The organism is Micromonospora sp. DT41 (assembly GCF_049841715.1).
GTDB lineage: Bacteria > Actinomycetota > Actinomycetes > Mycobacteriales > Micromonosporaceae > Micromonospora > Micromonospora profundi.
This window is the reverse complement of record NZ_JBNCKU010000003.1, coordinates 380,691-407,447: the sequence shown is the minus strand read 5'-3', so window position 1 is coordinate 407,447 and position 26,757 is coordinate 380,691. Positions and strand designations below refer to the sequence as shown.

Sequence of the window (26,757 nt, the reverse complement as noted above, 5' to 3'; positions counted from 1 at the left end):
CGATGGTACGCAGCGAAGCTGGCGTTCCGGGTCAGTACATCGAGAGATGAACATGGTTCGTGTGGCTCGCGGCGGGGCTGCCGCTGCCGCTGTACGACCGCCACCCCGTCCCCGGATGCCAGATCTGCCGGTACCAAATCACGTAGAGCACACCCAGCCGGTCGGCGTTGCGCACGTGCCAGGCAGCCAGGCTGTCCCCGTACGCCTTGTCGCCGCCTGTCGCGTTGCGGTCCTCGAAGCCGTTCGTGGCGGCCGAGAAGTCGCAGGCCCGACCCTTCGGGTGCTCGCCGCTGCCGCCCTCGCGCTTGCAGGAGACGTGCCGCTTGTAGCCGGCCGCCTGGGTCTGCTTGAGCGCGTTGAGGGTGCGCGGGGTGATGCAGCCGGACGTCGTCGGGTCCTTCACCGAGCAGGACTCCGACGGCCAGGACCCGTCGGAGTTGCGCGGCGCCGGCTTCGCCGAGGCGGAACTGCCGCCGCTGAAGCCGCCGCTGCCGCCCGAGCTGACCTCGGCGAGAGCCGCCTCGGCCTCCTTCTTCTTCTTCGCCATCACGGCGAGCTGCTTCTGCTGCTCGCGGACCTCGGCGTCCACAGCGAGTTTGGCCTGCTGCGCCTGCTGCTGGGCCTCGGCGAGGTCACGCAACCGCTTGCTGTCGCGCTGGGCCATCAGGTCCAGGTCGGCGGCGCGTTGCAGGAACGCCTGCGGGGTGGCGGTGTTGAGCAGCATCGCCGTCGGGGTGATCCGGCCAACGCGGTACGACTGCGCAGCCACCTCGCCGACCTGCGCGGTGAGCCCGACGAGCCGCCCCTCGACGGCCTTCAGCTCGCCGGCCAGCGCGGTCTGCCGGCGCTTGGAGGTGTCCAACTTGGCCTTGGCCTCGATGTGGCCCTTGGCAGTCGACTCCAGCGCGTCCTGGAGCTTCTTGCTGCCACCCTCGTTGGGCTCGGCGTGCGCGGGCACGGCCGTACCGGTGAGCACCAGCAGCGCGGCGAGCAGCGGGAGCAGCACGCGGCGACCGCGCCACTGGGCGAGCCTGTTCCTGGGCACGAAAGCGTCCTTCCGTCGACCGCCGGCCCCCGGTGAACCTCGCGCGGCGGCGTCCCCGCCGGCGCCGGTCGGCGGCCTGCTGGCGGAGACCGCCGGTCACGATACCGGAACACGCCCGGGTCGCCAGCCCTGTGACCGCCCGCCCGCTGCGATGTCGACGCAGCGTGTCGCAGTCGTCGCCGTACGACGGTCAGGCGCTGAGCAGGGCGTCGTGCACGTCGGCCCAGACCTGCTCGTTGGCGGCGACGAGCAGCCCGCAACCCTCGTCGGCGGGGTGGTAGTCGACGCCGTCGAACCGGCGGGCGACACCACCGGCCGCCCGGACCAGCAGGGTGCCCGGAGCGTGGTCCCAGGGCAGGGTGCGCCAGAAGAGGGTGAACTGTTGCTCACCGGTGAGGATGTCCAGGTATTCCCGGCCGGCGCAGTGCTGGCCCGGCAGCAGCTCCCCGAGCCGCCGGCCACCGGCACGGACCCGCTCCCGGGCCTCCGGCGGCAGGAACCGGGTCATCGCCGCACCCCGCAGCTCGCCCACGGGCGGCACCGTCGCGGCGGTGCCCACCGGCCGACCGTTGAGCAGGGTGCCGTCCTCGGCCCGCCCGACGGCAAGCGTCTCGGCCAGCGGGTCGAGGACCCAGCCGGCGGTCGGGCGGCCGTCGGTGAGCAGTGCCACCATCAGGGCGAACGGGCGGCGGCCGGCGGCGAAGTTGGCGGTGCCGTCGACCGGGTCGACCAGCCAGACGTCCCCGCTGTCGCGCAGATGCCGCAACAGCCCTGGGTCGTCGGCGACGCCCTCCTCACCGACGACCACCGAGCCGGGCCGGAGCCGGCGCAGCCCTGCCGAGATCAACTCTTCGGCGCGACGGTCGGCGACCGTCACCACCTCGCCTGGTGCCTTCTCCGACACGTCAGCATCGTCGAGCTTGCGGAACAGCGGCAGCACGACCTGGTCGGCGGCCTCCAGGAGCAGGTCGCCGACGTCGTCGAGCAGGGTGTCAGCCACGAGGCGGCAACTTGACCACGCTGACGAAGAACTCGTCGATCTGGCGGACCACCGAGATGAAGCGCTCGAAGTCGACAGGCTTTGTCACGTAGGCGTTGGCGTGCAACTGGTAGCTGCGCAGGATGTCCTCGTCGGCCTGCGAGGTGGTGAGCACGACCACCGGGATGCGGCGCAGCTCTTCGTCCTTCTTGATCTCTTCGAGCACCTCCCGACCATCCCGCCGGGGCAGGTTGAGGTCGAGCAGGATCAGATCGGGCGTCACCACGTCCGCGTACGGACCCTCCCGCCGCAGGTAGGCGAGCGCCTCGGCGCCGTCGGAGACGACGGTCAGCCGGTTGCGCAGCTTGTGCTCCTCGAACGCCTCCTGGGTCATCAACACGTCACCCGGATCGTCCTCCACGAGCAGGACCTCGATCGGGCTCTTGCCGTCGGCCGGCGCGGTCATCCCACCGTCTCCCTCATGTCACCCGTTCTACCGCCTTCCGGCGACCCGTCGGCCCGGTCCTTCCGGTCCGACCCGGCGGACTGTTCCGGCAGGGCGTCCGGCGACTCGTCTGCGGCTTTTGTCTCGTCGCTAGCGGTCGACTCCGGCTGGTCCGACTGGTCCGACTGCTCCGCCGGGTCGGCGGCGTCGGTCGTCTCCAGGTCCTCCGGCCGTACCGGCAGGGTGAACCGGATCGCCGTACCCTCCGGCACGTCGGTGTCCACCCAGACCCGGCCGCCGTGATATTCCACGATCTTCTTGACGATCGCCAACCCGATGCCGGTGCCCGGGTACGCGTCCTTCGAGTGCAGCCGCTGGAAGATGACGAAGATCTTGTCGGCGAATTCGGGCTCGATGCCGATGCCGTTGTCCTGACAGCTGATCTCCCACTCGCCGTCGACGAGGCGGGACGAGATGTGCACCTTCGGCGGCACGTCCGGACGACGGAACTTGATCGAGTTGCTGACCAGGTTCGCCAGCAGGTTGGTGAGCAAGGGCTCCTCGCCCCGGATCACCGGCATCTCGGTCCAGGTCAACTCCGCGTCGGCGTACTGCCGGGCTGCCTCGGTCTGCCCGGCCACGTCCCCCATCACCTTGTTCAGGTCGACATCGACGAAACCGGTGGTGAGCCGACCGATCCGGGAGAACGCGAGCAGATCGTTGATCAGGCGCTGCATCCGCTGCGCGCCGTCGACCGCGAAGGCGATGTACTGGTCGGCCCGCTCGTCGAGCTGCCCCGAGTAGCGGCGCTGGAGCAGCTGGCAGAAGCTGGCCACCTTGCGCAACGGCTCCTGGAGATCGTGCGAGGCGACGTACGCGAACTGCTCCAGGTCACGGTTGGAGCGGGTCAGCTCCTCGGCCTGCTTCTGGAGCTGGGTGTTCACCCACTCGATGCGCTCACGGGCCTCCCGCACCTCGGCCAGGTCGGCGGCGATCTTCTGGCGCATCGCGTCCACGTCCTCGCCGAGCCGGACGAACTCCGGTGGGCCGGTGGTGGCGATGCGGTGCTGGTAGTCACCGTCGGCGACCTCACGGACCTGGGTGGCCAGCCCGATCAGTGGCCGGATCACCATCCGGTCCAGGGACAGCAGCAGGGCCGAGCCGGCCACGACCACCACCAACGCGGCGACGATCAACAACACGACCAGCAGGTTGCTGCTGCGACGTACGTCGGTGGCGGACTGCTCCCGAGCGCTCAGGATCTCATCCTGGAGATCGCCGACCGCAGCTCGCAACTCGTCGAACTGCTGCCGAGCGCCGTCGGTGACCAGTTCCTGGCCGGCCCTGGTGCCCCTCTCCTTGGTTGCCGTGATCACCGGCTCGGCGACCGACCGCCGCCACTGCTCGGTACGCTCCTCGACTATTCGCAGCTCCTGGCCGATCTGCGGGTAGTCGTCGAGCAGCATCTGCATCGAGGCGATGGTGTCCCGCTCCTGGTCGAGCCCGACCTGGTACGGGCCGAGGTCGGCCGGGTCACCGCTGACCGCGTACCCGCGGACCGCCGTCTCCTGGTCGAGCAGCGCGTTGAGCAACTCCTGCGACTGCACCCGCAGTGGGGCGGTCTTGTTGAGGATCGCGTCGATCTGCGTGCGGTTTCGGGCGGCCACCGCCGCCTCCGCGCCGGCCAGGCCGATCAGCAGCAGACCCACGACGACGAGCATGGTCATGACCCGGCGGCGCAGATTCCAGCCGCCAACCATCGACTTCACCGGCCACCGCCCCGGCTGACCAGCAGCATTGCCACGTCGTCAGCGAGCGGGCCGCCGTTGATCTGCTCGGCCCGACCCACCAGCCAGGCCGGCAGCTCGGGCAGCGGCACCTGGCGGTTGGCCGGCTCGTCGAGCAGCCCGCTCAGGCCCGGTACGTCGAGCCGGTCGTCGCTCGCGCCAACCCGCCCCTCGATCAGGCCGTCGGTGTACATCAACAGGGACCAGTCATCGGTGTCGAACTCCAGGTCGTAGGCGATCGGCCGGCGGGGTCGTACGCCCAGCAGCAGGCCGCCGGGCGCGGGCACCGGGGTGACCCGGCCGCCGGAGAGCAGCAGCGGTGGCGGATGCCCGGCGAGCCGGACGGTTGCCCTGTTGGCATCCAGGTCCAGGCGGACGGTGGCCACCGTCGCGAAAATCTCCTGAAGACGGCGCTCACTCATCAGCACCTGCTCCAGCGCGGGCAGCACCTCGTCGTCCGGCACCCCGGCGAGCACCAGTGCCCGCCAGGCCACCCGCAGTTCCACGCCGAGCGCGGCCTCGTCGACCCCGTGCCCGCAGACGTCGCCGACGATCAGGTCGAGACGGTCCGGGTGGGTCTGCACCACGTCGAAGAAGTCCCCACCGATCAGCGCGGCGTGCCGGCCGGGCCGGTAGAAGGTGTGCACCGCCACCTGGTCGGTCGTCATCAGCGGCTGGGGCAGCAGGCCACGTTCGAGCCGGGCCGACTCGGCCTGGCGCAACTCGACCTCGCGCAGCCGGCGGGCGTTCACATCGGCGCGCTTGCGCTCCACCGCGTAGCGCAACGCCCGGGTCAGCAGCACGCCGTCCACCTGGCCCTTGACCAGGTAGTCCTGTGCGCCCTCGGCCACCGCCACGATGCCCAGGTGTTCGTCCGAGCGGCCGGTCAGGACGCACACCGCGGCGCCGCTGGACATCTCCAGCACCTGGCGCAGCCCGTCCAGGCCCTGCGCGTCGGGCAGACCGAGGTCGAGCAGTACGCAGTCGACGTTCGTGATCCGCTGACGCGCCTCGCTGAGGCTGGTGGCGACCAACAGGTCGATCATCGAGTTCGTCTCGGCGAGCAACTCACCGACGAGGAAGGCGTCGCCCTCGTCGTCCTCCACCAGCAGCACCCGCAACCGCTCACCGGGCGGCAGGCTGGCGTGTCGCCCCAGGCCACCGTGGGGGTACGGCACCACGGGGGAACCGGCAATGCCGGCTCCCCGCTGCGGCCGGGTCGCCGCCGCGAGACGCGGGAGTTCGCTGGTGATGTCGCTCTCCTTCCGGGTGCCCCGCTGATCCTGTATTAGACAACGGTCGCACACAACACGATGGGCGCGGCACGGGCGGGCATGGGCCGGGTCACTGCTCGCCGCCGGACCGAAGATCGATGGACATTCGGCCGTGCCATCCGGGGAGTCGGAAGGCAGGATGATGCCACCCCTCAGGCCCCACCATCCTCAAGGAGTTCCCGTGGGCGCACCTTCCACACCCGCCACGGCCGACACACCGACCCGCCCGAAACGCGGCGTACCCGCTGCCGACCGTGCGTTGGCGCGACCGCGCCGGCGGCTCCTGGCTGCCGCTGCGGCGCTCGTCGCGCTGGTCGCCGTCGGCGCCGGCAGCCTGCTCGACCTGCGCACGCCGACGCCACGGCCGGCGGACGCTCCGACGGGCGAGTTCAGCGCCGCCCGCGCCTACGAGGACGTGCAGGTCATCGCGGCCCGGCCGCACGCCGCCGGCAGCCCGGCCAACGACCAGGTCCGGGCGCACCTTGAGCAGCGGCTACGCGGGCTGGGCCTGGAGACCGAGGTGCAGGACACCGTGGCACCGGAGGCAGGGGAACTCAGCGGGGCGGCGGGCGGGACGGCCCTGGCCCGGGTCCGCAACGTGGTGGCCCGGCTGCCCGGCACCGACCCGACGGGCCGGGTGTTCCTGGTGTCCCACTACGACTCGGTGCAGACCGGGCCGGGTGGCAACGACGCCGCCGCCGGCACCGCTGCCATCCTGGAGGTGGCCCGCGCCCTCAGCGTCGGGCCCCGGCCGCGCAACGACATCGTCTTCGTGCTCACCGACGCCGAGGAGGCGTGCCTCTGCGGCGCGGTGGCGTTCTCCGCCAGCCATCCGCTGGCCGCCGACGGCGGGGTGGTGCTCAACCTGGAGGCGCGCGGGTCCACCGGCCCGGTGATCATGTTCGAGACGTCGCAGAACAACGCGAAGCTCGTGGACGTCTTCAGCAGGGCCGCCCCGCACCCGGTCGGCACCTCGTTCGCTGTGGAGATCTACCGGGCGCTGCCGAACGACACCGACTTCACCGCCTTCCTCGACCAGAAGTTCGCCGGGTTGAACTCGGCCTACATCGACGGCGGCGCGGTCTACCACACGCCGCTGGACACCCCTGCGGCGGTGAACCAGGGCAGCCTGCAGCAGCACGGGGACAACGCGCTGGGCCTCGCCCGGGAGTTCGGCCGCACCGACCTGACCGCCCTGCGTGCGGGCGACGACGCCACCTACTTCCCGGTCCCCGGCGGGCTGGTCCACTATCCCGGCTGGCTCACCCTGCCGCTGGCCCTGCTCGCGGTGCTCGCGGTGGCCGCGCTGGGCTGGCTGACCCGCCGCCAGGGCCGGGCCAGCACCGGCCGCCTGGCCGCCGGCTTCGGACTCGCCCTCGTGCCGATCGTGGCCGCGCCGGCCGCCGCGCAACTGCTCTGGCTGGCGATCAGCGCCATCCGACCGGGGTACGCCCAACTGCTCGACCCGTACCGGCCGATCTGGTACCGGATGGCAGTGCTGGCGCTCGCCGCCGCGATCCTGTTCACCTGGTACGCGCTGACCCGCCGCCGGATCGGCCCGGCCGCGCTCGCCGTCGGCGGGCTGGCCTGGCTGGCAGTGCTCGGGGTGCTGCTCGCCGTGGCGGTGCCCGGCGGGGCGTACCTCACCACACTGCCGGCCCTGGCCGGTGGCATCGCCGGGCTTGTCGCGCTGCGGACCCGGCAGACCGGGCCGTGGCCGGTGGTGGCGACGACCGCCGCCGCGGCGGTCGGCGTGATCATCCTGCTGCCCACAGTGACTCTGCTCTTTCCCGCGCTGGGCATGGCGAAGGGCGGGGTTGCCGCGCTTGTCGCTGTGCTGCTCGGCCTGACCGCCCTGCCGGTGGTCGACCTGCTGCACCCGCAGGCCGGCGGCCAGCGGGGACTGGTGGCCCTGCGCGCCCGACGGCTCGCCGTCCTGCCGGCCGGGGCTGCCGCCCTGGCGGCCGTGGTGCTCGCCGGGGTCGGGCTCGCCGTGGACCGGTTGGACGCCGACCACCCCGCGCCAACCCACCTGATGTACGCCATGGACGCCGGCACCGGCCAGGCCCGCTGGCTCAGCCGCGAGCCCGATCCGCAGCCGTGGACCGACGGCTACGTGGGTGAGTTCACAAGCGTCGAGGACGAGTTCCCCGGGCTGGGCAAGGCCAAGCTGCGAAGCGGGCCGGCGCCGGTGACGAACCTGCCGGCGCCGAAGGTGGACGTACTTGCCGACAGCACCTCCGGCGCCGAGCGCACACTGCGGCTGCGGCTCACCCCGCAGCGGCCGGCCCGGCTGGCCACCCTGCACGTCGACACGTCGACCGCCACGGTGCTGCGCGCCGAGGTCGCCGGCCGACCGGTGCCGATGGAGCCCCGGAAGGGGAAGTGGGGCTTCGGGCTGGTCTTCCACGCCCTGCCGCCGGAGGGCTTCGAGGTCACCCTGACAGTGAGCCCGAAGGGCGGGCCTGTGGTGGTGCGGGCCATGGACGCCAGCGACGGCCTGGACGCTCTGCCCGGCTTCCGCCCCCGACCGCCGGACGTCGGCATCGTCGGGTCGCACAGGTCCGACATGCTGGCGGTCGCCCGTACCTATCCCCTCTGACCGACCCGCTGCTGGTCCGGCGGGAGTTGCTCCCGCCGGGCCAGCTCAGTGCGGCGCTGCCGGTCCCAGGTCGCTCGGATCGGTGTTGCCGCCGCAAACGATCACCGCCACCCGCTCCCCCGCCTGCGGCACGTACGCCCCGCCGACCAGGGCGGCCAACGCGGCAGCACCACCGAACTCGGCGGCGATCCGCAGCTCCGACCAGAGCAGCCGGCGCGCCCGCATTAGATCCTCGTCGCGGACCAGCACCGAAACGACTCCGGTACGACGGGCGGTGTCGAAGGCGATCTCACCGATCCGTCGGGCACCCAGCGAGTCGGTGGCGACGCCGCCCACAGCGATGTCGACCGGTCCGTCCGCCTTCAGAGCGGAGTGCAGCGTGGGGATCTGCTCGGGCTCGACGGCGACGACACGTACCGACCCGTCGAACCAACTGGCGATGCCGGACACCAACCCACCGCCGCCGACAGCCACCAGCACCGTGTCGACGCCGTCCACCTGCCGTTCCAGCTCCCGCCCGACGGTGCCCTGACCGGCCACCACCTCCGGCTGGTCGTACGCGTGCACGACGAGCGCGCCGGTTTCCTCCGCCCGTTGGGTGCTCGCCGCCAACGCCTCCGCGTAGTGCTGACCCACCTGCCGCACCTGGGCACCCAGCCCGGCGAGCCGCTGCACCTTCACCGGCGAGGAGGTCACCGGCACGAAAACCTCAGCCGGTACGCCAAGCGACCGGGCCGCGTACGCGACAGCGAGACCGTGGTTTCCGCCCGAGGCGGCGATCACCCCGGCCGGCGGCAGCGGCCCCTGGAGCATCCGGTTGAACGCGCCACGCGGCTTGAACGACCCGGTGTGCTGGTGCAGTTCCAGCTTGAGGCTGAGCTGACCGGCCACACCCAGGTCTGCCCCGTCGACAGCGATGACCGGGGTTTCCCGGACCCGCCCGGCGACCAGCGCGGCGGCCGCCTCGATGTCGTTCCTGTCCACCATGGAAAAGCCCCCTCATTAGGACCGTGGTCGGTGATCATCCTAGGGAGCGTCGGGAAGGGCACCCTGGTCGGCGGCGCGCCGCAACCGGCGGTGCTCGGCGGTCACCACCCCCAGCAGGGCCAGGTCGATCGCGACCACGGCGACAGCACTGAACTGGTTGACAGTGAAGTTGAAGATCTGCCCGAACAGCAGGTCGACGAGCAGGGCGAGCTTGAACAGCCGGAACGCATCGAGCCGGTTCGGGCGCAGCAGCCACGCCGCCCGCAGGCTGAGCACCGCCGTGACCAGCGCGGTGGCGGTGACACCGAGCACCGCGCCCCACTCGCGTTCCTGGTCCAGCTCTCCGGTCACACCGTCCAGCAGCACCGCCACCACGACCAGCACCGGCTCCACCACCAGGTAGATCACCACCAGCCAGACCAGCCAGCGCTGCCGGGTCGCCCAGACGGCGAGACGCCGGGCCCCCTCCGCCGCCCGCTGCCAGAACCGGACCGGAGGCGGCTCGCGCCGGGGCATCGTGTCCAGCAACTGCTCCATGGCAGCCTCGGCAGCAGGCCCGGTGCCCCGCACGAGACGCCGCACCTCCGCCCGGCGCCGGTCGGTCAGCCCGGCAGGCTGACCGCTGAGCACCACGTCCAGCGCGTTGGCCGTACGCTCGGCCGGGGTCAACTGGGATCGGCCGGTACGCCCACGTACCGCCTGGGTGAGCAGGACGAGCAGGGCGAACGCGACGTAGATGATGGCGGCGGCCGGGGCATAGAAGTAGTCGGTGCCGGTGGTGACGAACTTGCCCACCTCGTCGATGAACAGACCGAACCCGACGCCGCCGACGATCGCCCCGGCTGTGCGTGCCCCTTCGCCCAGGAAGACGAGCGGGATCCCCAGGCCGACCGCGAGCAGCAGGCCGCCCCAGAGCACATGGGCGATGTGCAGCCCGCCGCCGCCGATCTGCGGATAGCCGGTCGCCTCCAGGTACGCCCGCACGGCAAGCACCGTGACCACACCGGAGAGCACGAAGGCCTGGAGGTGCGACGCCGCCTCGACCGCCCGGGTCGGCAGCCGGCGCACCAGCCAACCAACTCCGGGGCGGTGGCGCGAAGGTCCAGATGACATGTTCCGAAACCTAGTAGCCGCCCACGGCGCGGGGACGTGGTCCCGGTCGATCCGGCGACGCCAGCGGGCTGACGCCGCTCGCGCGATGTCGGATACTTCGGCGATGACGCTGTCGGCGACACGCCCCGCCCTCGCCGAGACGGGCAGGGCCGACCCCCGCACCTCGCTCCTGGTGCTGGCCGGCTGGTACGCGGCAGTCGTCGTGGCGTTCGGCCTGTTCCTCGGCACGCGCTCCGAAACTGTTCCCGCCGGCTGCGGCCAAGGGTGCGACTCCGAGCGGTCCAGGATGCTGATCTTCGGGCTCTACGTGGCCACGCCGGCGCTCTTCCTCGCGCTGCTGGTCAGCCTCACACTGCTCGCGGCGCTCGTGTCTCGTACCCGGATCCGTTCGTCGGCCCTGGTGGGCACGCTGAGCGCGGTGCTACCGCTGGCCGTGTGCGGCGTCCTCGCCGCGAGCCCCTGACCCCGACCGGCGGATACCGGCCCTCCGAAGCTAGATCCGATCTAGCTTCGGAGCGGATCGCTCTGTGCTACTTCCAGCGGAAGTGGACGAAGAGGCGGCCGAAGTTCTTCGAATCCTTCTCCACCCGGTGGTAGAGCTGCTTGACGTCCTTCTGGTCGAGGAACCGCAGCACCCGCTTCTTGAGCTGGCCGGACCCCTTGCCGGGGATGATCTCGACGAGGGTGGCCTTCTTCGCCACCGCCTCGTCCATGATCCCGCGCAGCGCACGGTCGATGTCCTGGCCCTTGTTGAAGATCTCGTGCAGGTCCAGCTTGAGCTTCATGCCGCAGCCCTCGGCCGGTCAGGTCCCATGCCGCCATCCTAGGCATGCTCGGCGGGCACCCCGCCGTACGACGAAGGGGCGGCCCCGCAGGACCGCCCCTTGCTCGTCACCGGTTCACGTTCAGCGGGTGCCGCCGACACGGGCCTCGACCCGATCCAGCGCCACCCGGTAGTCGTCGTTGGCCGCGTACATGGCGGCGGCGATCCGCAGGTGCCGCAGCGCGTCCGAGTGCCGGTTCAGCCGCTCCAGCGTCCGGCCCAGCACGTGGTGCGCGTAGTGGTCGCTCGGGTCCCGGTCGACCAGCTCCCGGAGGTGCTCCTCGGCCCGGTTGAGCTGGGCCGACTGGAAGTACGCCCGGGCCAGCAACTGCCGAACCGCCGCGTTGCCGGGCTCGGCGTCCACGATCGGCTCCAACAGTCGGGCCGCTCCGCTCGGGTCACCGGTCTCGAAGAACATGGTCGCCCGCCGGTAGTCCGCCAGAAGATCCATCTGCCCACCTCCTCGGGTCGTACCCGTCACCTGCTCCGACGCTGGCACAACGCTGTGAGTTTGGCGACTGTTCCCGAGGTCGAATTCGGGCCACTTCCGGCTCAGGTGCGGGCGTTCCGGCGGCCGGCGGACAGCTCCCACGCGCGGACGCCGCCGACGATGCCTGCGGTGTTCGGCACCACCACCACGTCGTCGCCCATCCGGGTGAGCTGTTCGGGCCGGATCAGCCGCGAGTTGCCTCCTCCCAGATAGAGGCGGTCCCAGCGGAACACGGGGCGGAGCCCGTCCACCACCTGTCGGATCCGACGGGACCAGAACGCGTCGCCGAGCCGCCGACGCTCCGGCTCGCCGACGTACGTGTCGTAGGTGGTTCCCCACCGCACCGGCGCGTGGGACAGCTCGAGGTGCGGCGCGAGCCGACCACCGTCGAAGAGGGCACTGCCCAGCCCTGTCCCCAGGGTCAGCACCAGTTCGCAGCCGGTGCCGGCGACCACCCCGGCGCCGTGCACCTCGGCGTCGTTGAGCACCAGCGCCGGCACCCCGAACGCGTCGGCCAGCGCCCCTCGCGCGTCCCAGCCGGACCACTCGGCCAACAGGTCGGGGTCGACGCGGGTGCGAGGCCCGTTTCTGGTGACGTAGTGCGGGGTGGCCACCACCACTCCGTGCCGGATCATGCCGGGCATGCCGACGGTCAGGCGGTCCGCCGTCGGTAGCTGCCCGCCCAGGTCCAGCAGCGTCTGGACGAACAGCGCGGGCGGCAGCGGGTACGGGGTCGGCACCCGCAGCGGCCGTGCGCGCATCGTGCCGGCCTCGTCGAGTACGGACGCCTTGATGCCGCCGCCACCGCAGTCGATCGCCAGAGTGGTCACCACGCCGTTGAGTGTGCCCGCTGCCGTCGGTCCTCATGCGGGCAGCCGGATAGGCTGCCGTCCTGATGAGCGCCACGATGATCGTCAAGGACCTGGCCGCCGGGCACGGCGACCGCCCACTCTTCGCCGGACTGGACCTGGTGGTCGCCCCCGGCGACGTGGTCGGCCTGGTCGGGCCGAACGGCGCTGGCAAGTCGACGCTGCTGCGTACCCTCGCCGGATTGTTGCCGGTGGAGGCCGGCAGCGTCCGACTCAGCCCGCCCACCGCGAGCGTCGGGCACCTGCCGCAGGAGCCGGAACGGCGACCGGGCGAGACGGTACGCGACTTCCTGGCCCGGCGGACCGGGGTGACCGCCGCGCAGGCCGCGTTGGACGCGGCGACCGAGGCGCTGACCGCCGGAACAGCCGGGGCCGACGACGCGTACGCCGACGCCCTGGAGCGCTGGCTCGCCCTCGGCGGCGCGGACCTGGAGGAGCGCGCCGAGCAGGTGAGCGCCGACCTGGGCCTCGCGGTGGATCTGGACCATCCGACGACCGGGCTCTCCGGCGGTCAGGCCGCCCGCGCCGGGCTCGCGTCGCTGCTGCTCAGCCGGTACGACGTGTTCCTGCTCGACGAGCCGACGAACGACCTGGATCTGGCCGGGCTGGAGCGGCTGGAGGAGTTCGTCACCGGGCTGCGGGCCGGGACGGTGCTGGTCAGCCACGACCGGGAGTTCCTGACCCGCACTGTGACCCGCGTGTTGGAGCTGGACCTGCCCCAGCAGCAGATCAACCAGTACGGCGGCGGTTACGCGGCCTACCTGGAGGAGCGCGAGGTGGCGCGCCGGCACGCCCGCGCCGACTTCGAGGAGTACGCCGACACAAAGGCCGGGTTGGAGGCACGGGCCCGCACCCAGCGTGGCTGGATGGAGAAGGGCGTGAAGAACGCCCGCCGTAAGGCCACCGACAACGACAAGATCGGCCGCAAGTTCCGGAGCGAGGCGAGCGAGAAGCAGGCCGCCAAGGCCAAGCAGACCGAACGGCTCATCGAACGGCTCGACGTGGTCGAGGAGCCCCGCAAGGAGTGGGAGCTGCGCATGGAGATCGCCGCCGCACCCCGCGCCGGCGCCGTCGTGGCCACGCTTCGAGGTGCCGTGGTACGCCGGGGCGGGTTCACTCTCGGACCGATCGACCTTCAGATCGACTGGGCGGACCGGGTCGCGGTCACCGGGGCGAACGGCTCCGGCAAGTCCACCCTGCTGGCCGCGCTGCTGGGCCGGCTGCCGTTGGACGAGGGCACCGCCTCGCTGGGGCCGGGCGTGGTGGTCGGCGAGGTCGACCAGGCCCGTGGGCTGTTCCTCGGCGACGCCTCGCTGATCGACGCGTTCCACGCGGCCGTACCCCACATGTCGCCGGCGGACGCGCGGACCCTGCTGGCCAAGTTCGGATTGCGGGCGGCGCACGTCCCACGGCCTGCGGCCACCCTCTCCCCCGGAGAGCGGACCCGGGCGGCGCTGGCCCTGCTCCAGGGCCGTGGGGTCAACCTGCTGGTGCTCGACGAGCCCACAAACCATCTGGACCTGCCCGCCATCGAGCAGCTCGAATCGGCGCTGGCCAGCTACCCGGGCACGCTGCTCCTGGTCACCCACGACCGGCGGATGCTTGCCGCCATCGAGACGAACCGCCGACTGCGGGTGGACGCCGGGCGGATCGCCGAGGATTGATCCGTGCCGGCGGACCGTCACGGGGTGAGAATGTCGCCATGCTCAAGTGGGAGTACGCCCTGCTGGTCCGCCGCCGTCAGGCCGCGACCACCGACCTCGGCTGGGAAGTCGTCTTCGTCTGGTACGGCCCGGACGGCTCGATGGTCGACGTGACACCGTACGGCGACACCTCGCTGGCCCACCTCAACCGGGCCGGGGACCAGGGCTGGGAACTGGTCTCCATGAGCGAGGACCCGTCACTGCCCGGCAACAACGAGCTGCACCGCTACCACCTCAAGCGGCCGAAGGCCACCGATCCCCCGCCCCGGCAGCGGATGCGCGGCGCGGGCCGACCGGGCCGCCGTACCCTCTCGGGCTGACCTGGGGCCGTACCTCTGCTCTGGCCGACCCCGGCGCACCCTGCCACCTCGGCCCGATCCGCCGCACCCGGACGCGGCTCACGGCTCGTGGTCGACGGCTCGTGGGCGCGGCCCGGCCCGAGGGCGCGGGCGCGGGCCTAGGGCTCGTCGGGGCGTGATACCTCTGAGGCATCTTGATGACTCTCAGGTATCAGGCTCGCCGCAGTGTCCCCGTCGGCCCTGCGACACGCCGACTGGACGGCACGCCGAGACTGTGGACGAGTGGGGCATACCGGGCGCGGATGCGGGTAACGCGCGGCGGGAGGTGGCCCCAATGGTTGCTTTGGCACAGACTCCACCCTCGGCCGACAGGCTGCGGGCGATCGACGAGTTCCTCGCGCAGGCCTGGGCGGACCAGGTCCGTCACGACGACCGGCTGCGTGACCTGGAGGTCGAGGTGCGGTTCGACCGAGGGGTGGCGCACCTCAGCGGTGAGGTGCCCGAGCAGGACGACCTACGGCTGGTACGCGACATGGTGGGCCGGCTGGCCGGGGTCTACGGCGTCTGGTGCCGGGTCGGCGTCGGAGGGCGGAAGCCTGTGGTGGTGGATCTCGGCTGCGGGCCGACGAAGCAGTGGCAGGGCAACCTGGGCCTGGACATCTATCCGGCGCCGGGCGTGGACGCGGTGGCGGACCTCTCCGGCTCGCTGCCTTTGGCCGACAAGTCGGTGGACGTCCTCTTCGCCGTACACATCCTGGAGCACCTGATCGATTTCCTGCCGCTTGTCGACGAGTGCCACCGGGTGCTCCGGCCGGGAGGCGTCCTCCATGTGATGAGCCCCTGGTGGGGGCACGTGAACGCGGTGGCGGACCCGACACACGTGCGGCTGATGGACGTGCAGACGTTCAAGGGGATCTGTCAGCTACGGCCGCCGGGCACCCCGCGTTGGTATCCCCTGCACGCCGGCTGCGACGGCGCTTCCATCTTCGCCGACCTGACGCCACTCCCCCCCGACGAGGACCCGGCACCCCAGTCCCACCTGGCCCGCTTCTTCGACTGATCCGCTTACCCCGGCCGGCCCGGTCAGGAAGTCACTGCGGCGTCACGCCGGCAGCGAGGGCACTACCTCTTGGGTGGATTCTCGTAGTTCCAGGCGGTAGGGGGCGGAGAGTTCGCGGGCGGGAGCGGCCCGGTCGCCGTCGAGGCGGTTGGCGAGCAGTTCGACGGCGAGGCGGGCGATCCGCTCCTTGTCCGGCGCGACTGTGGTGAGCGTCGGGATCGAGAACCGGCCGTCCTCGATGTCGTCGAAGCCGACCACCGCCACGTCGCCGGGCACCCGCAGGCCGGCCTCGTGCAGGGCGCGCAGGGCACCAAGTGCGAGCGTGTCGTTGAAGCAGAAGACGGCGTCGGGGCGTACCCCCGAGGTGAGCAGGCCCCGCATTGCGGCGGCACCGTCGGCGCGGTGCCAGGCCGCCGCGGGCGCCACAAAGGTCTCGTCGAAGTCGAGGTCGGCGGCGCGGAGCGCGTCGGCGTAGCCGGCGAGGCGCAGCCGGGCGCTGGCGCCCTCGTCGGTGCGCTGCGAGCCGATGGCCGCGATCCGGCGGTGGCCGAGTTGGATCAGGTGGGTGGTGATCTCGCGGGCGGCTGCCACGTTGTCGATGACGACGCGATCGGCCGGGCCGTGGTCGACCCGCTCGCCGAGCAGCACCATCGGGGCGCCGTCCAGACCCGTCAGGTCCTCCGCGGTGAGCGCCAGCGGGCTGAAGATGAGCCCGTCGATGAGGTGGTCGGTGATGCCGGACGCGACCACCCGTTCCTGCTCGCGCCGGCCGCCGGTCTGGTCGATGAGCACCGTCCAGCCGTAGTCGGCGGCGGCGGTGACGACGTGGCGGGCCAGTTCGGCGAAGTACGGGATGTCCAGCTCAGGCACGGCCAGGGCGATCACACCCGTGCGGCCCTTGCGCAGGTGGCGCGCGGAGAGGTTCGGCCGGTAGTTGAGTTCGGCGATGGCCTGCTCGACCCTGGCCCGGGTGTCGGGCCGGACGTGGACATAACCGTTGACCACGTTCGAAACGGTCTTCACCGACACGCCGGCCCGCTCGGCCACGTCCTTGAGCCTGTGTCGCACTGCGGAACCTCCCCTGTAACCCAGCGCACCATACCTCGTCATCAGCTCTTTACAACGTTGCCTACAACGTTGTAGAAACGAGGGACACCGGGTGGGTCGTGACTGCGATCACCTGGCCCGGCACCGAGGAAAGGTGGCATCCCTTGCGGACGGCACAGCTGACGATCGACCCGGCCTTCGCGATCGGCCCGGCCGACCGACGTCTCTTCGGCTCGTTCGTCGAGCACATGGGGCGGTGCGTCTACGGCGGCATCTACGAGCCCGGCCACCCCAACGCCGACTCGCGCGGCCTGCGCCGAGACGTGCTGGAGCTGACCCGCGAGCTGGGCGTCTCGGTGGTCCGCTACCCCGGCGGCAACTTCGTCTCCGGCTACCGCTGGGAGGACGGGGTGGGTCCGGTCGGTGACCGGCCGCGCCGCCTCGACCTGGCCTGGAAGACGATCGAGACGAACGCGTTCGGGCTGGACGAGTTCATGACCTGGGCAGCCGAGGCCGGAGTCGAGCCGATGATGGCTGTCAACCTGGGCACTCGCGGCGTCCAGGAGGCTCTGGACCTGCTGGAATACTCCAACCACCCGGGCGGCACCGCGCTCTCCGACCTGCGTCGCAAGCACGGCGCGGAGGACCCGTACGGGGTGCGGCTGTGGTGCCTGGGCAACGAGATGGACGGCCCGTGGCAGGTCGGCCACAAGACCGCCGACGAGTACGGGCGGCTGGCCGCCGAGGCGGCCCGGGCCATGAAGATGATCGACCCGTCGATCAGCCTGGTCGCCTGCGGCAGCTCCAACCGGCGGATGCCGACGTTCGCCGCGTGGGAGGCGACAGTGCTGGAGCACACCTACGAGCACGTCGACTACATCTCGGCGCACACCTACTACGACCCGTCCGACGGCGACCAGGCCAGCATCCTGGCCTCAGCCGTCGACATGGACAACTTCATCACCGAGGTGGTGGCCACCGCCGACCACGTGGCGGCCAAGCAGCGGCACAAGCGCAAGCTGAAGATCTCGTTCGACGAGTGGAACGTCTGGTACGAGTCCCGGCTCCAGGCCGACCTGGACCGGCGTGGCTGGGTCGAGGCGCCGGCGCTGATCGAGGACGACTTCACCGCCGTCGACGCGGTGGTCGTCGGTGACCTGCTGATCACCCTGCTCCGCCACGCCGACCGGGTCGGGGTGGCCGCCCAGGCCCAGCTCGCAAACGTCATCGCGCCGATCCGCACCCGCAACGGCGGTCCCGCCTGGCGGCAGAGCATCTTCCACCCGTTCGCGCTCACCGCCCGGTACGCCCGGGGCACCGTGCTGCGTACCGAGCCGGTGTCGCCGCGCTACGACACGAAGAGGTTCGGGGACGTGCCGGTGCTCGACACGGTCGCCGTACACGACGAGGAGACCGGCGAGCTGACCGTCTTCGCGGTCAACCGTGACCAGACGGACCTCCCGCTGGAGATCGACCTGCGCGGTCTGCCAGGACTATCCGGTTATTCCTTCCAGAGCATCGCTGCCGGGTCTGACCCGTCGGCGATCAACACCGAGGCCGAGCCCGACCGGGTGACGCCCCGGGACCTCCCCACCCCCACCCCGGACGGCGGCCGGTGCACTGTACGCCTCCCCGCCGTTTCCTGGAGCGTGCTGCGCTTCGGCCCGGCCGGCGTCTGAAGTCGTACCGGGCTTGACCAGGCACAATTCATTCCGTCCCCCCAAGGAGAGATACCAGCATGATCCAGAACGACATGAGCCGGCGCCGCCTGCTCGGCCTTGGTCTCGGACTCGGTGCCGCGGCTTCGTTGACGCTCGCCGGTTGTGGCGGCGGCGACGATGACAGCGCTTCCGGGCCGGCCGCGGGCAACGGCGGCAAGGAGTACACCGGGCCCAAGGTCGACCTGAAGCTGTGGAACGGCTTCACCGGCGGCGACGGCGAGATCTTCAAGACTCTGGTGAACCAGTTCAACACCGAGCACCAGAACATCGCCGTATCGGTGGCCACGTACCAGTGGGAGGACTACTACAACAAGCTCCCCGGTGCGGCCTCCAGCGGCAATGGCCCGGACATCGCGGTCATGCACATGGACCAGCTCGCCACCTTCGCCGCCCGTGGCGTGATCAGCGAGCTGGACGACGTGGCCAAGAACCTGGAGCTCTCCGAGGGCGACTTCGCCCCGACTGTCTGGAAGGGCGGGCTCTACAACAACAAGCGGTACGGCATTCCGCTGGACATGCACCCGCTGGGCTTCTACTACAACAAGTCGGTAATGCAGAAGGCCGGCCTCGACCCGAACAAGCCGCCGACCACCAGGGACGACTTCACGGCGGCCCTTGTCGAGCTGAAGAAGTCGGGCGTACAGGGCTTCTGGGTCAGCCCGTTCCAGTTCACCGGCGGTATGACCTTCTACTCCCTGCTCAACCAGTGGGGCGGCACCCTCTTCGACGCCGACGTGGCAAAGGCCACGTTCAACTCGGACCCGGCGGTCGAGGCGTGCACCTGGTTCGTCGACATGATCAAGCAGGGCCACTCACCTGCGAACGTCGGCCAGGACGCCGAGTACCTGGCGTTCAAGAGCGGCAAGAACGCCTTCACCTGGAACGGCATCTGGCAGATCAACGATCTGAAGAAGAGCCCCGAGGTGCAGTGGGGCGTCGCCCCGCTCCCTCAGATCGGCAGCAAGCCGGCGGCCTGGGCGAACTCGCACAACTTCACGATCGTGAAGCAGCGGGCCAACAACGCCAACAAGGTGTCGGGCGCGAAGGTCTTCATCAACTGGCTGAGCCAGCACTCGCTGGACTGGGCCAAGGGCGGCCAGATCCCGGCCCGTAAGGACGTCCGCGAGGGTGCCGAGTTCAAGGCGCTTCCGGAGATCTCGGCGCTCGCCCCCGAGCTGGACTACGCGGCGTTCCCGCCGGCGGCACCGGGGCTGGGCGAGGTCATCACGACCTTCTACAACTCGTTCAACGAGGCGGCGCTGGGCAAGAAGACGCCGAAGCAGGCGCTTGACGACGGTGTTGCCAAGGCCAACAAGCAGCTCGAGGACAACCGCAAGAAGTACGGGAGCTGATAACCCGTGGCGGACGTGATCGAGGTCGGGGCGGCGCGCGATGACGCGCCGCCCTCGGCGGCCAAGGCTCCCCGCCGGGGCGCCACGGCGGGCCGGACCGGACGGGCGACGCCGTATCTGTTCCTCGCCCCCTACCTGATCCTGTTCGGGGTGTTCGGCCTCCTGCCGATCATCCTGGGCGTGTGGCTCAGCGTGCACCAGTGGGACTTCCAGCTGCCCAACCGCCCGTTCGTCGGGTTGGACAACTACAAGCAGCTCTTCTCCAGCGAGTCCGCCGTCTTCGGCGACTGGTGGCAGAGCGTCCGGGCGACCGCGATCTTCACGCTGCTGTCGGTGCCGCTGCTCGTTGTCGTACCGCTCGGGTTGGCGTTGCTGTTGAACCGCTCCTTCCCGGGTCGGACCTTCTTCCGGGCGGTCTACTTCGCGCCGTACGTGCTGGGTGTGGCAGTGATCGGCCTGCTCTGGCGGTTCCTGCTCGACGCCAACCTGGGCCTTGTCAACCGGGTCCTCGGCGTTGTCGGGCTGCCGTCGGACACGCCGTGGGTGACGAACATGCCGTGGGCGTGGATCTCGCTGGTCGGAGTGACGGTCTGGTGGACCTCGGGCTTCAACGCGGTGATCTACCTGGCCGGCCTCCAGGACATCTCGCCTGAGCTGTACGAGGCGGCCCGGATGGACGGCGCCAGCGCGTGGCAGCGGTTCCGCAACGTCACACTGCCCGGCCTGCGGCCGGTGCTGCTCTTCGTGATCACCACGACCGTCCTCGCCTCGGCGAACATGTTCGGTCAGTCGTTCCTGATCACCCAGGGCACGCCCGGGACGGAGACCCGCACTGTTGTGTGGTTCATCGTCGAGGAGGGCCTGCGGAACAACAACGCCGGTCGCGCCGCCGCCATGAGCATCGTGTTCGCCCTGATGCTGGTGGTCGTGAGCATCGCCAACTTCCGTCTCTTCCGCTACAAGGAAGACTGAGGGGTACGCCATGACGACGCCCACTCCGACCGCTCGCCGTTCCGCTCTCGCGAGCCGGGTCGTGCTCTACGCAACCCTCGTGGCGCTGGCCCTGATCTTCCTGGTCCCGCTGGCCTGGATGGTCATCACCTCGCTGAAGACCTACACGGCCGCGCAGCAGATCCCGCCGAGCTGGCTGCCCAACCCGGTCGCGGGCTACGGGTACGAGCAGATCCTCAACAACTCGGCCAACCCGGTGCTGCGCTGGTTCCTCAACAGCATGGTGGCCGCCACCCTGCACTCGCTGCTGGTGCTGGTGACCGCCTCGATGGCGGCGTACTCCCTGGCCCGTCTGCGGTTCCGCGGGCGCGGGGTGACCTTCGCCCTGATCGTCGGGACGCTGTTCATCCCGCCGACCTCGCTTATCGTGCCGAACTTCTTGATCGTCGACCAGCTCAACTGGATCGACACCCTCGCCGTCGTGGTGGTGCCCGGCGCGGCCAGCGCGTTCGGGGTGTTCTTCCTGCGGCAGTTCTTCCTGTCTCTGCCGAACGAGTTGGAGGAGGCCGCGACGCTTGACGGCGCCAACCAGTGGCAGATCTTCTTCCGGGTGGTGCTGCCGCTGTCCAAGCCGGCGCTTGCCACCCTGGCAGTGCTGTCGTTCCTGACCAACTGGAACGACTTCCTCTGGCCGATCTTCGTGCTGTTCAGCCCGGAGAAGCTCACCCTGCCGCCGGGCCTGGGCCTGCTCCAGGGCTCGTACGTCACCGACTACCCGGTGATCATGGCGGGTGCGGTGCTGGCAAGCGTGCCGGTGCTGATCCTCTTCGTGCTCGCCCAGCGGCACATCATCCAGGGCGTCTCCCGCAGTGGTCTGAAGGGATGACGCGGGCAACCACCCGGCGACGCGGTGCGGCGGCGATCGTTCTCGCCGCCGCGCTGCTCGTTTCGGGCTGCACCGGAGACAGCGAATCCACCCCCACGAGCAGCGGGAGCGACTCCAGCATGTTCACCAACCCGGTCGTACGCACCGACGCCCCCGACCCGCAGGCCATCCAGGTGGGCGACACCTGGTATCTGTTCCACACCAACTCGGGCGGTCGCAACGTACCGGTGCTGACGTCGGCGAACCTGGTCGACTGGGCCGAGGCCGGCGATGCCCTGCCGGCGCTGCCGGACTGGGCGGATCCCGGCAAGACCTGGGCGCCCGAGGCGATCCCGTTGGCACCGGACCGGTTCCTGCTCTACTACACGGTCGCCGGCCGGGAGTCCGGGCGGCAGTGCGTCGGGCGGGCGGTGGCAAGCGCGCCGCAGGGCCCGTACTCCGACGACTCGACAGGTCCGCTGATCTGCCAGGCGGACCTGGGCGGGGCGATCGACGCGAGCCCGTTCCGGGACACCGACGGCAGCCTCTGGCTGCTCTGGAAGAACGACGGCAACGCCATCGGGGTCGACACCTGGCTCTGGTCGCAGCGCCTCTCCGACGACGGCCTGACCCTCGTGGGAGAGCCGACGAAGCTGCTCAAGCAGACCGAGCCGTGGGAGGGGACCTTGATCGAGGGGCCGTTCTTCCACCGTCAGGACGACCGGCTGCTGCTGTTCTTCGCTGCAAACGCCTACGACCGGGCCGAGTACGCAGAGGGCTACGCGGTCTGCGAGAGCCCGACCGGCCCGTGTGTGAAGGCAGCCGAGAATCCGATCCTGAAGAGCACCGACGCCGCCTCCGGCCCCGGTCACGCCTCGATGGTGGTCAAGGACGGCCGGACGTGGCTGCTGTACCACGCGTGGCCGCCCGGCCAGGAGGGCAGTACGGACCCAGGCCGGCAGGTCTGGCTCGACGAGGTGACCTGGGTCGACGGCAAGCCTGTCGTCAAGGGGCCGACCGCCACACCGCAGCCTCGACCCTGAACATGGAAGGGCCCTCGCCGAAGCGAGGGCCCTTCGACACGCGTCGGGTCAGGCGGACGGCTCGCGGGGCGACGGGGCGACGGCGGGCTCGTGCTGGGCGAGCCGGTTGCGGCGGTAGCCGTAGCCGAAGTAGATCACCGCGCCGAGCAGCATCCAGGCCAGGAACCGCAGCCAGGTCTCCACCGACAGGTTGAGCATCAGGTAGAAGCAGGCAAGCGCCGACACGATCGGCAGCACCGGCGAGAACGGCACCCGGAACGGACGCTCCAGGTCCGGCCGCTTGCGGCGCAGGATCGGCACCGCGATCGAGACGAGCACGAACGCGCAGAGCGCGCCGATGCTGACCAGGTCGGCCAGGGCGGACAGCGGCAGGAAGCCGGCCAGCAGCGCGACGACAACCGTCATGATCGCCGAGATCCGGTACGGCGTGCCCCAGCGCGGGTGCACAGTGGCGATCGAGGGCGGGATCAGCCCGTCGCGGGCGATGGCGAAGCCGATCCGGCCCATTGCCACCAGGTCGACAAGGATGACGCTGGTCAGGCCGGCGACAGCGGCGATGGAGACCAGCACGGCCGCCCAGCCGGCGCCGACCGACTCGAAGGCCGCCGCGATGGGGGCACCCCGGTCGATCTCCGTGTAGGGCACCATGCCGACAACCACAAGCGAGACACCGATGTAGAGCACGGTGGAGATCAGCAACGTGCCGAGCAGACCCAGGGTGAGATCCCGCTTGGGCTTGCGCGTCTCCTCACCGAGGTTGGCCACGGCCTCGAAGCCGGTGTACGCGAAGAAGACAACGGCGGCGGCGCTGAGCACCCCGACGAAGCCGAAGACCGACGGTTCCAGCCCGAACAGCGCCTGGGTTACCGGCTGCTTGATGCCGTCGTCGCCGCTGCCGGCGGGCTCGGCCGGCGGGATGAACGGGGTGAGGTTGGTGGCCTTCACGAAGAACAGGCCGGCGACCACCACGAAGACGCAGATGGACACCTTGACCAGCACCAGCAGGTTGGTGATCCGGGCGGACTCCCGGATGCCGACGATCGCCACGACGCCGAGGATCAGCACGATGGCGATCGCGCCGATGTTGACAGTGCTGCCCTCCTCGCCGAACCACCGGGTCGGCAGGTCGAGCAACTGGGCCAGGTATCCGGACCAGCCGCGGGCCACCACCGCCGCGCCGAGCGCGAACTCCAGCAGCAGGTCCCAGCCGATGATCCAGGCGACGATCTCGCCCATCGTGGCGTACGCGTAGGTGTAGGCGCTGCCGGCGGTCGGCACGCTGGAGGCCAGCTCGGCGTAGCAGAGGGCGGCGAGCAGGGCGACCAAGCCGGCGATGCCGAAGGAGATCACCACGCCCGGCCCGGCGCTGTCGCGTGCCTCGATGCCGGTGAGCGTGAAGATGCCGGTGCCGATCACGATGCCGATGCCGAAGCCGGTGAGGTCGACAGCACCGAGACGCCGCTTGAGCCCCAGCTTGCCTTCGCTGCCGTCGGCTTCGCCCTGGGCTATGACGTCCTTTATTGGTTTGGTTCGCAGCATCGACATGCGCTCACCCCTCCCACCGCGCGACCACCCCCGTGGCGGCCGGTGACCGGCGTTGCTACCCACCGTCGGGTACCGTCAACCGCCTCGGAAATATGACGTTCGGTATGCGGAAGATCACGCGCGGCAGCCCCGGCAATCGACGCCAGACGGGCCGGACTCCGACTGTCGGCCAGATGTGGTGTGAACCCCTTGCGGCGACAGGCCGGAGTGTGAAAATTTCCTTCCAGAGACAAATAGGCAGCGGCGAATCTTGCCGGGCCTGTCGCTCGGAACACCGGTAGCCCCAACGAAGGGACACACCGCATGAAAGCACGTCGAATAGGAGCTGCCGGGCTGGTCACGGCCCTGCTCGGCACGCTCGTCGCCGCCACCCCCGCAAGCGCCGCCCCGGCGAGCGCCGCCCCGGCGAGCGCCGAGACTTCCTCGACCACCAATTGCGTCACCGACCCGGCCACGCCGAAACGGCAGTTCCGGGCAATGTGGATCTCGTCGGTGGTCAACATCGACTGGCCCAGCAAGGCATCCCAGAGCAGCCCGGACCGGGTCGCCGCCCAGCAGGCCGAATACCGCGAACTGCTCGACCTCGCCGAGCGACTCAACCACAACGCCGTCGTGGTCCAGGTCCGGCCGACCGCGGACGCTCTCTGGCCCTCGCCGCACGAGCCCTGGTCGGAGTACCTGACCGGCGTACGCGGCCAGGACCCCGGCTGGGATCCGCTGGCGTTCCTCGTCAGCGAGGCGCACCGACGCAACCTTGAGTTCCACGCCTGGTTCAACCCGTACCGCGTCTCCATGCCGGCCCCCGGCGGCGCCGGCGCGGACCTCACGCAACTCGCGCCCGGCCACCCGGCGCAGCAGCACCCGGACTGGACCTTCGCGTACCCGCCGGCCGGCGTCGCCGGCAGCCGGCTCTACTACAACCCCGGCATTCCCGAGGTACGCGAGTTCGTCCAGACCGCGATGATGGATGCGGTCAAGAGGTACGACGTCGACGGGGTGCACTTCGACGACTACTTCTACCCCTACCCCAGCGGCACCTACCAGGTGCCTGACGACGCCACCTTCGCCGAGTACAACAGGGGTTTCACCGACCGGGCGGACTGGCGGCGGGACAACATCAACCTGCTCATCCAGGAGATGAACAGCAAGATCAAGGCGGCGAAGCCGTGGGTGAAGTTCGGGGTCAGCCCGTTCGGCATCTGGCGCAACAAGACCGCTGACCCGCTCGGCTCGGACACGACCGGCAGCCAGTCGTACGACATCATCTCCGCGGACACCCGCAAGTGGATCAAGCAGGAGTGGATCGACTACGTGGTGCCCCAGCTCTACTGGTACATCGGCCAGTACCCGGCCGCCGACTACGGACGGCTGGTCCCGTGGTGGGCCGAGACGGTGCGCGGCACCCGCGTGCAGCTCTACATCGGCCAGGCCGACTACAAGAGCGGCGACCCGGCGTACGGTTCGTTCTGGCAGAACCCGCGCGAGCTGTCCGACCACCTGACGCTCAACCGGTCGTACCCCGAGGTGCAGGGCAACGTGCACTTCTCGGCCGTGCAGGTACGCGCCAACCGGCTCGGCGCCACCGACATCTACGCCGCCGAGCACTACTCCCGGCCGGCGCTGGTGCCGGCAATGCCGCACCTGCCGGCCAAGCCGCTGCTCTTCCCGGTGGTCACCAAGACCGTCCGAGAGGCCGACGGGGTGCGGTTGACCTGGCGTCAGCCCGCCGACGGCGTCGGCCCTCTGGGCACTGCCACCTCGTACGCCATCTACCGTTTCGACGGCACCACGCTGCCGGGCCGGTGCGGCATCGCGGACGCCGCCCACCTGATCGACACCGTCCGGGCCACGCCCGGGACGCAGTCCTGGGTGGACACGTCGGCGGAACCGGGCCAGCGCTACACCTACCAGGTGACCGCGTTGGACCGGACCGCCAACGAGAGCCCGGCCAGCCCGCCGGCCTTCGTTCTCCGCTGACCGTACGACACTGCTGAACTGCCCCGGGTGCCACGGCACCCGGGGCATTCGTCTGTTTCGACGCATGTCACCAATAGTTGGTGGGACGCATACCGACAAGTTGATCAGTTGATCGAGACTTGTCGACACCCGGTAACCCGCCGGTAACATCCCCGCTCACCCCCGCGGAGGTCACCGTGCCCCGACGTCTCACCACAATGCTCGCCTCGGGCGCGCTCGCACTCATCGCCACCCTCGCTGTCGCCTCCCCCGCCGCAGCCGTCACGCCCCAACAGAAGCTGTCGGTGCTGTCCAGTTGGACGCAGACAAGCGCATCCAGCTACAACTCGTGGAACAGCGCCCGGGTCAACCGGGCACCCTGGGCCGAGTACAACTTCAACTGGTCCACCGACTACTGCTCGTCAAGCCCGGACAACCCGCTCGGGTTCACGTTCAACCTGAGCTGCTACCGGCACGACTTCGGCTACCGCAACTACAAGGCGGTCGGGCAGTTCTCCGGCAACAAGGCCCGCCTGGACAACGCCTTCTACGCGGACCTGAAGCGGGTCTGCGCCACGTACAACGCGGTCGTCCGCCCGGCCTGCAACAGCCTGGCCTGGACCTACTACCAGGCGGTGAACATCTTCGGGTCGGTCGCCGCTGTCCAGCAGGCAGACATCGACCGGGCTGCCCGGATGAAGGCCGACGCCGAAGCCCGCGCCGCCGCCCGCTGAGCATCGCCCCACTCTTCGGTGCGGCCATTCAGCGATACCGGATGGCCGCACCGAAGATCGCCCCCGA

Annotated in this window: 24 protein-coding genes; 12 read left to right on the top strand and 12 right to left on the bottom strand. The window is 70.4% G+C overall.

What is annotated here, in order from left to right:
* Positions 1–31: 31 nt before the first annotated feature.
* From ACLQ23_RS08280 to ACLQ23_RS08260, 5 genes are all read right to left on the bottom strand, one after another.
* A complete protein-coding gene (locus ACLQ23_RS08280; RefSeq protein WP_355589548.1) occupies positions 32–1,045 on the bottom strand; it encodes a coiled-coil domain-containing protein in 1,014 nt (337 codons plus the stop codon).
* A 190-nt stretch (positions 1,046–1,235) separates the two neighbouring features.
* Positions 1,236–2,045, bottom strand: coding sequence for an inositol monophosphatase family protein (locus ACLQ23_RS08275; RefSeq protein WP_355628840.1), 810 nt, complete (start codon positions 2,043–2,045; stop codon positions 1,236–1,238).
* On the bottom strand, positions 2,038–2,490 hold the full coding sequence (locus ACLQ23_RS08270) for a response regulator (protein WP_355589552.1): 453 nt from the start codon (positions 2,488–2,490) through the stop codon (positions 2,038–2,040). The genes ACLQ23_RS08275 and ACLQ23_RS08270 overlap by 8 nt, the downstream gene beginning before the upstream one ends.
* The gene (locus ACLQ23_RS08265; protein WP_425880503.1) at positions 2,487–4,229 is read right to left on the bottom strand and encodes a sensor histidine kinase; all 1,743 of its coding nucleotides are present in this window, start codon (positions 4,227–4,229) and stop codon (positions 2,487–2,489) included. Before ACLQ23_RS08265 ends, ACLQ23_RS08270 begins: the two co-directional genes overlap by 4 nt.
* Positions 4,230–4,234: 5 nt before the next feature.
* Positions 4,235–5,437 carry a PP2C family protein-serine/threonine phosphatase gene (locus ACLQ23_RS08260; protein ID WP_355589556.1) on the bottom strand — a complete coding sequence of 401 codons (1,203 nt, stop codon included), beginning with the start codon at positions 5,435–5,437 and terminating at the stop codon, positions 4,235–4,237.
* Positions 5,438–5,711: 274 nt separating this feature from the next.
* On the opposite strand from ACLQ23_RS08260, the gene ACLQ23_RS08255 reads away from it, so the two are divergent.
* Positions 5,712–8,132 (top strand): M28 family peptidase, encoded by a 2,421-nt coding sequence (locus ACLQ23_RS08255; protein ID WP_355628845.1) that lies wholly within the window; start codon positions 5,712–5,714, stop codon positions 8,130–8,132.
* A 45-nt stretch (positions 8,133–8,177) separates the two neighbouring features.
* On the opposite strand, the gene ACLQ23_RS08250 is transcribed toward ACLQ23_RS08255, so the two are convergent.
* The gene (locus tag ACLQ23_RS08250) at positions 8,178–9,119 is read right to left on the bottom strand and encodes a threonine/serine dehydratase (RefSeq protein ID WP_355589560.1); all 942 of its coding nucleotides are present in this window, start codon (positions 9,117–9,119) and stop codon (positions 8,178–8,180) included.
* Positions 9,120–9,158: 39 nt separating this feature from the next.
* Positions 9,159–10,178, bottom strand: a complete 1,020-nt coding sequence (locus tag ACLQ23_RS08245) for a hypothetical protein (protein ID WP_355590353.1) — start codon at positions 10,176–10,178, stop codon at positions 9,159–9,161.
* A 157-nt stretch (positions 10,179–10,335) separates the two neighbouring features.
* On the opposite strand from ACLQ23_RS08245, the gene ACLQ23_RS08240 reads away from it, so the two are divergent.
* Entirely contained in the window at positions 10,336–10,695 is a 360-nt protein-coding gene (locus tag ACLQ23_RS08240) for a hypothetical protein (protein WP_355589561.1), read from the top strand.
* Between the two features lie 67 nt (positions 10,696–10,762).
* On the opposite strand, the gene ACLQ23_RS08235 is transcribed toward ACLQ23_RS08240, so the two are convergent.
* The 3 genes from ACLQ23_RS08235 to ACLQ23_RS08225 form a co-directional block, all read right to left on the bottom strand.
* A complete protein-coding gene (locus ACLQ23_RS08235) occupies positions 10,763–11,017 on the bottom strand; it encodes a Smr/MutS family protein (protein WP_007465523.1) in 255 nt (84 codons plus the stop codon).
* Between the two features lie 120 nt (positions 11,018–11,137).
* On the bottom strand, positions 11,138–11,506 hold the full coding sequence (locus ACLQ23_RS08230) for a tetratricopeptide repeat protein (protein WP_355589563.1): 369 nt from the start codon (positions 11,504–11,506) through the stop codon (positions 11,138–11,140).
* A gap of 101 nt (positions 11,507–11,607) precedes the next feature.
* Positions 11,608–12,378 carry an ROK family protein gene (locus ACLQ23_RS08225; RefSeq protein WP_355628848.1) on the bottom strand — a complete coding sequence of 257 codons (771 nt, stop codon included), beginning with the start codon at positions 12,376–12,378 and terminating at the stop codon, positions 11,608–11,610.
* A gap of 62 nt (positions 12,379–12,440) precedes the next feature.
* Here ACLQ23_RS08225 and ACLQ23_RS08220 point away from each other — a divergent pair, with 62 nt between their 5' ends.
* From ACLQ23_RS08220 to ACLQ23_RS08210, 3 genes are all read left to right on the top strand, one after another.
* On the top strand, positions 12,441–14,078 hold the full coding sequence (locus ACLQ23_RS08220; RefSeq protein ID WP_355589567.1) for an ABC-F family ATP-binding cassette domain-containing protein: 1,638 nt from the start codon (positions 12,441–12,443) through the stop codon (positions 14,076–14,078).
* A 38-nt stretch (positions 14,079–14,116) separates the two neighbouring features.
* The gene (locus ACLQ23_RS08215) at positions 14,117–14,437 is read left to right on the top strand and encodes a hypothetical protein (protein ID WP_053654123.1); all 321 of its coding nucleotides are present in this window, start codon (positions 14,117–14,119) and stop codon (positions 14,435–14,437) included.
* Between the two features lie 313 nt (positions 14,438–14,750).
* The gene (locus ACLQ23_RS08210; RefSeq protein ID WP_425735126.1) at positions 14,751–15,476 is read left to right on the top strand and encodes a methyltransferase domain-containing protein; all 726 of its coding nucleotides are present in this window, start codon (positions 14,751–14,753) and stop codon (positions 15,474–15,476) included.
* Between the two features lie 42 nt (positions 15,477–15,518).
* Here ACLQ23_RS08210 and ACLQ23_RS08205 read toward each other — a convergent pair whose 3' ends face one another.
* Positions 15,519–16,544, bottom strand: coding sequence for a LacI family DNA-binding transcriptional regulator (locus tag ACLQ23_RS08205; RefSeq protein ID WP_425735125.1), 1,026 nt, complete (start codon positions 16,542–16,544; stop codon positions 15,519–15,521).
* Positions 16,545–16,687: 143 nt separating this feature from the next.
* Here ACLQ23_RS08205 and ACLQ23_RS08200 point away from each other — a divergent pair, with 143 nt between their 5' ends.
* Genes ACLQ23_RS08200 through ACLQ23_RS08180 form a run of 5 tightly spaced genes read left to right on the top strand, consistent with a single transcriptional unit; the run spans position 16,688 to position 22,455 of the window.
* On the top strand, positions 16,688–18,202 hold the full coding sequence (locus ACLQ23_RS08200; RefSeq protein WP_425735124.1) for an alpha-N-arabinofuranosidase: 1,515 nt from the start codon (positions 16,688–16,690) through the stop codon (positions 18,200–18,202).
* Between the two features lie 59 nt (positions 18,203–18,261).
* Positions 18,262–19,596, top strand: coding sequence for an ABC transporter substrate-binding protein (locus ACLQ23_RS08195; protein WP_425735123.1), 1,335 nt, complete (start codon positions 18,262–18,264; stop codon positions 19,594–19,596).
* Positions 19,597–19,602: 6 nt separating this feature from the next.
* On the top strand, positions 19,603–20,568 hold the full coding sequence (locus ACLQ23_RS08190; RefSeq protein WP_355589578.1) for a carbohydrate ABC transporter permease: 966 nt from the start codon (positions 19,603–19,605) through the stop codon (positions 20,566–20,568).
* Positions 20,569–20,578: 10 nt separating this feature from the next.
* Positions 20,579–21,433 carry a carbohydrate ABC transporter permease gene (locus ACLQ23_RS08185; RefSeq protein WP_355589579.1) on the top strand — a complete coding sequence of 285 codons (855 nt, stop codon included), beginning with the start codon at positions 20,579–20,581 and terminating at the stop codon, positions 21,431–21,433.
* Positions 21,430–22,455: a glycoside hydrolase family 43 protein gene (locus tag ACLQ23_RS08180; protein ID WP_355589581.1), complete on the top strand. Its 1,026-nt coding sequence runs from the start codon at positions 21,430–21,432 to the stop codon at positions 22,453–22,455. Before ACLQ23_RS08185 ends, ACLQ23_RS08180 begins: the two co-directional genes overlap by 4 nt.
* A gap of 48 nt (positions 22,456–22,503) precedes the next feature.
* Here the strand turns inward: ACLQ23_RS08180 and ACLQ23_RS08175 are convergent, their stop codons facing one another.
* Positions 22,504–24,000 carry an amino acid permease gene (locus ACLQ23_RS08175; protein WP_355589583.1) on the bottom strand — a complete coding sequence of 499 codons (1,497 nt, stop codon included), beginning with the start codon at positions 23,998–24,000 and terminating at the stop codon, positions 22,504–22,506.
* A 303-nt stretch (positions 24,001–24,303) separates the two neighbouring features.
* On the opposite strand from ACLQ23_RS08175, the gene ACLQ23_RS08170 reads away from it, so the two are divergent.
* Together ACLQ23_RS08170 and ACLQ23_RS08165 are read left to right on the top strand one after the other, a co-directional pair.
* Positions 24,304–25,977 (top strand): glycoside hydrolase family 10 protein, encoded by a 1,674-nt coding sequence (locus ACLQ23_RS08170; protein WP_425735121.1) that lies wholly within the window; start codon positions 24,304–24,306, stop codon positions 25,975–25,977.
* Between the two features lie 176 nt (positions 25,978–26,153).
* Positions 26,154–26,690 (top strand): phospholipase, encoded by a 537-nt coding sequence (locus ACLQ23_RS08165; protein WP_355589587.1) that lies wholly within the window; start codon positions 26,154–26,156, stop codon positions 26,688–26,690.
* The last annotated feature ends 67 nt before the right edge of the window (positions 26,691–26,757 follow it).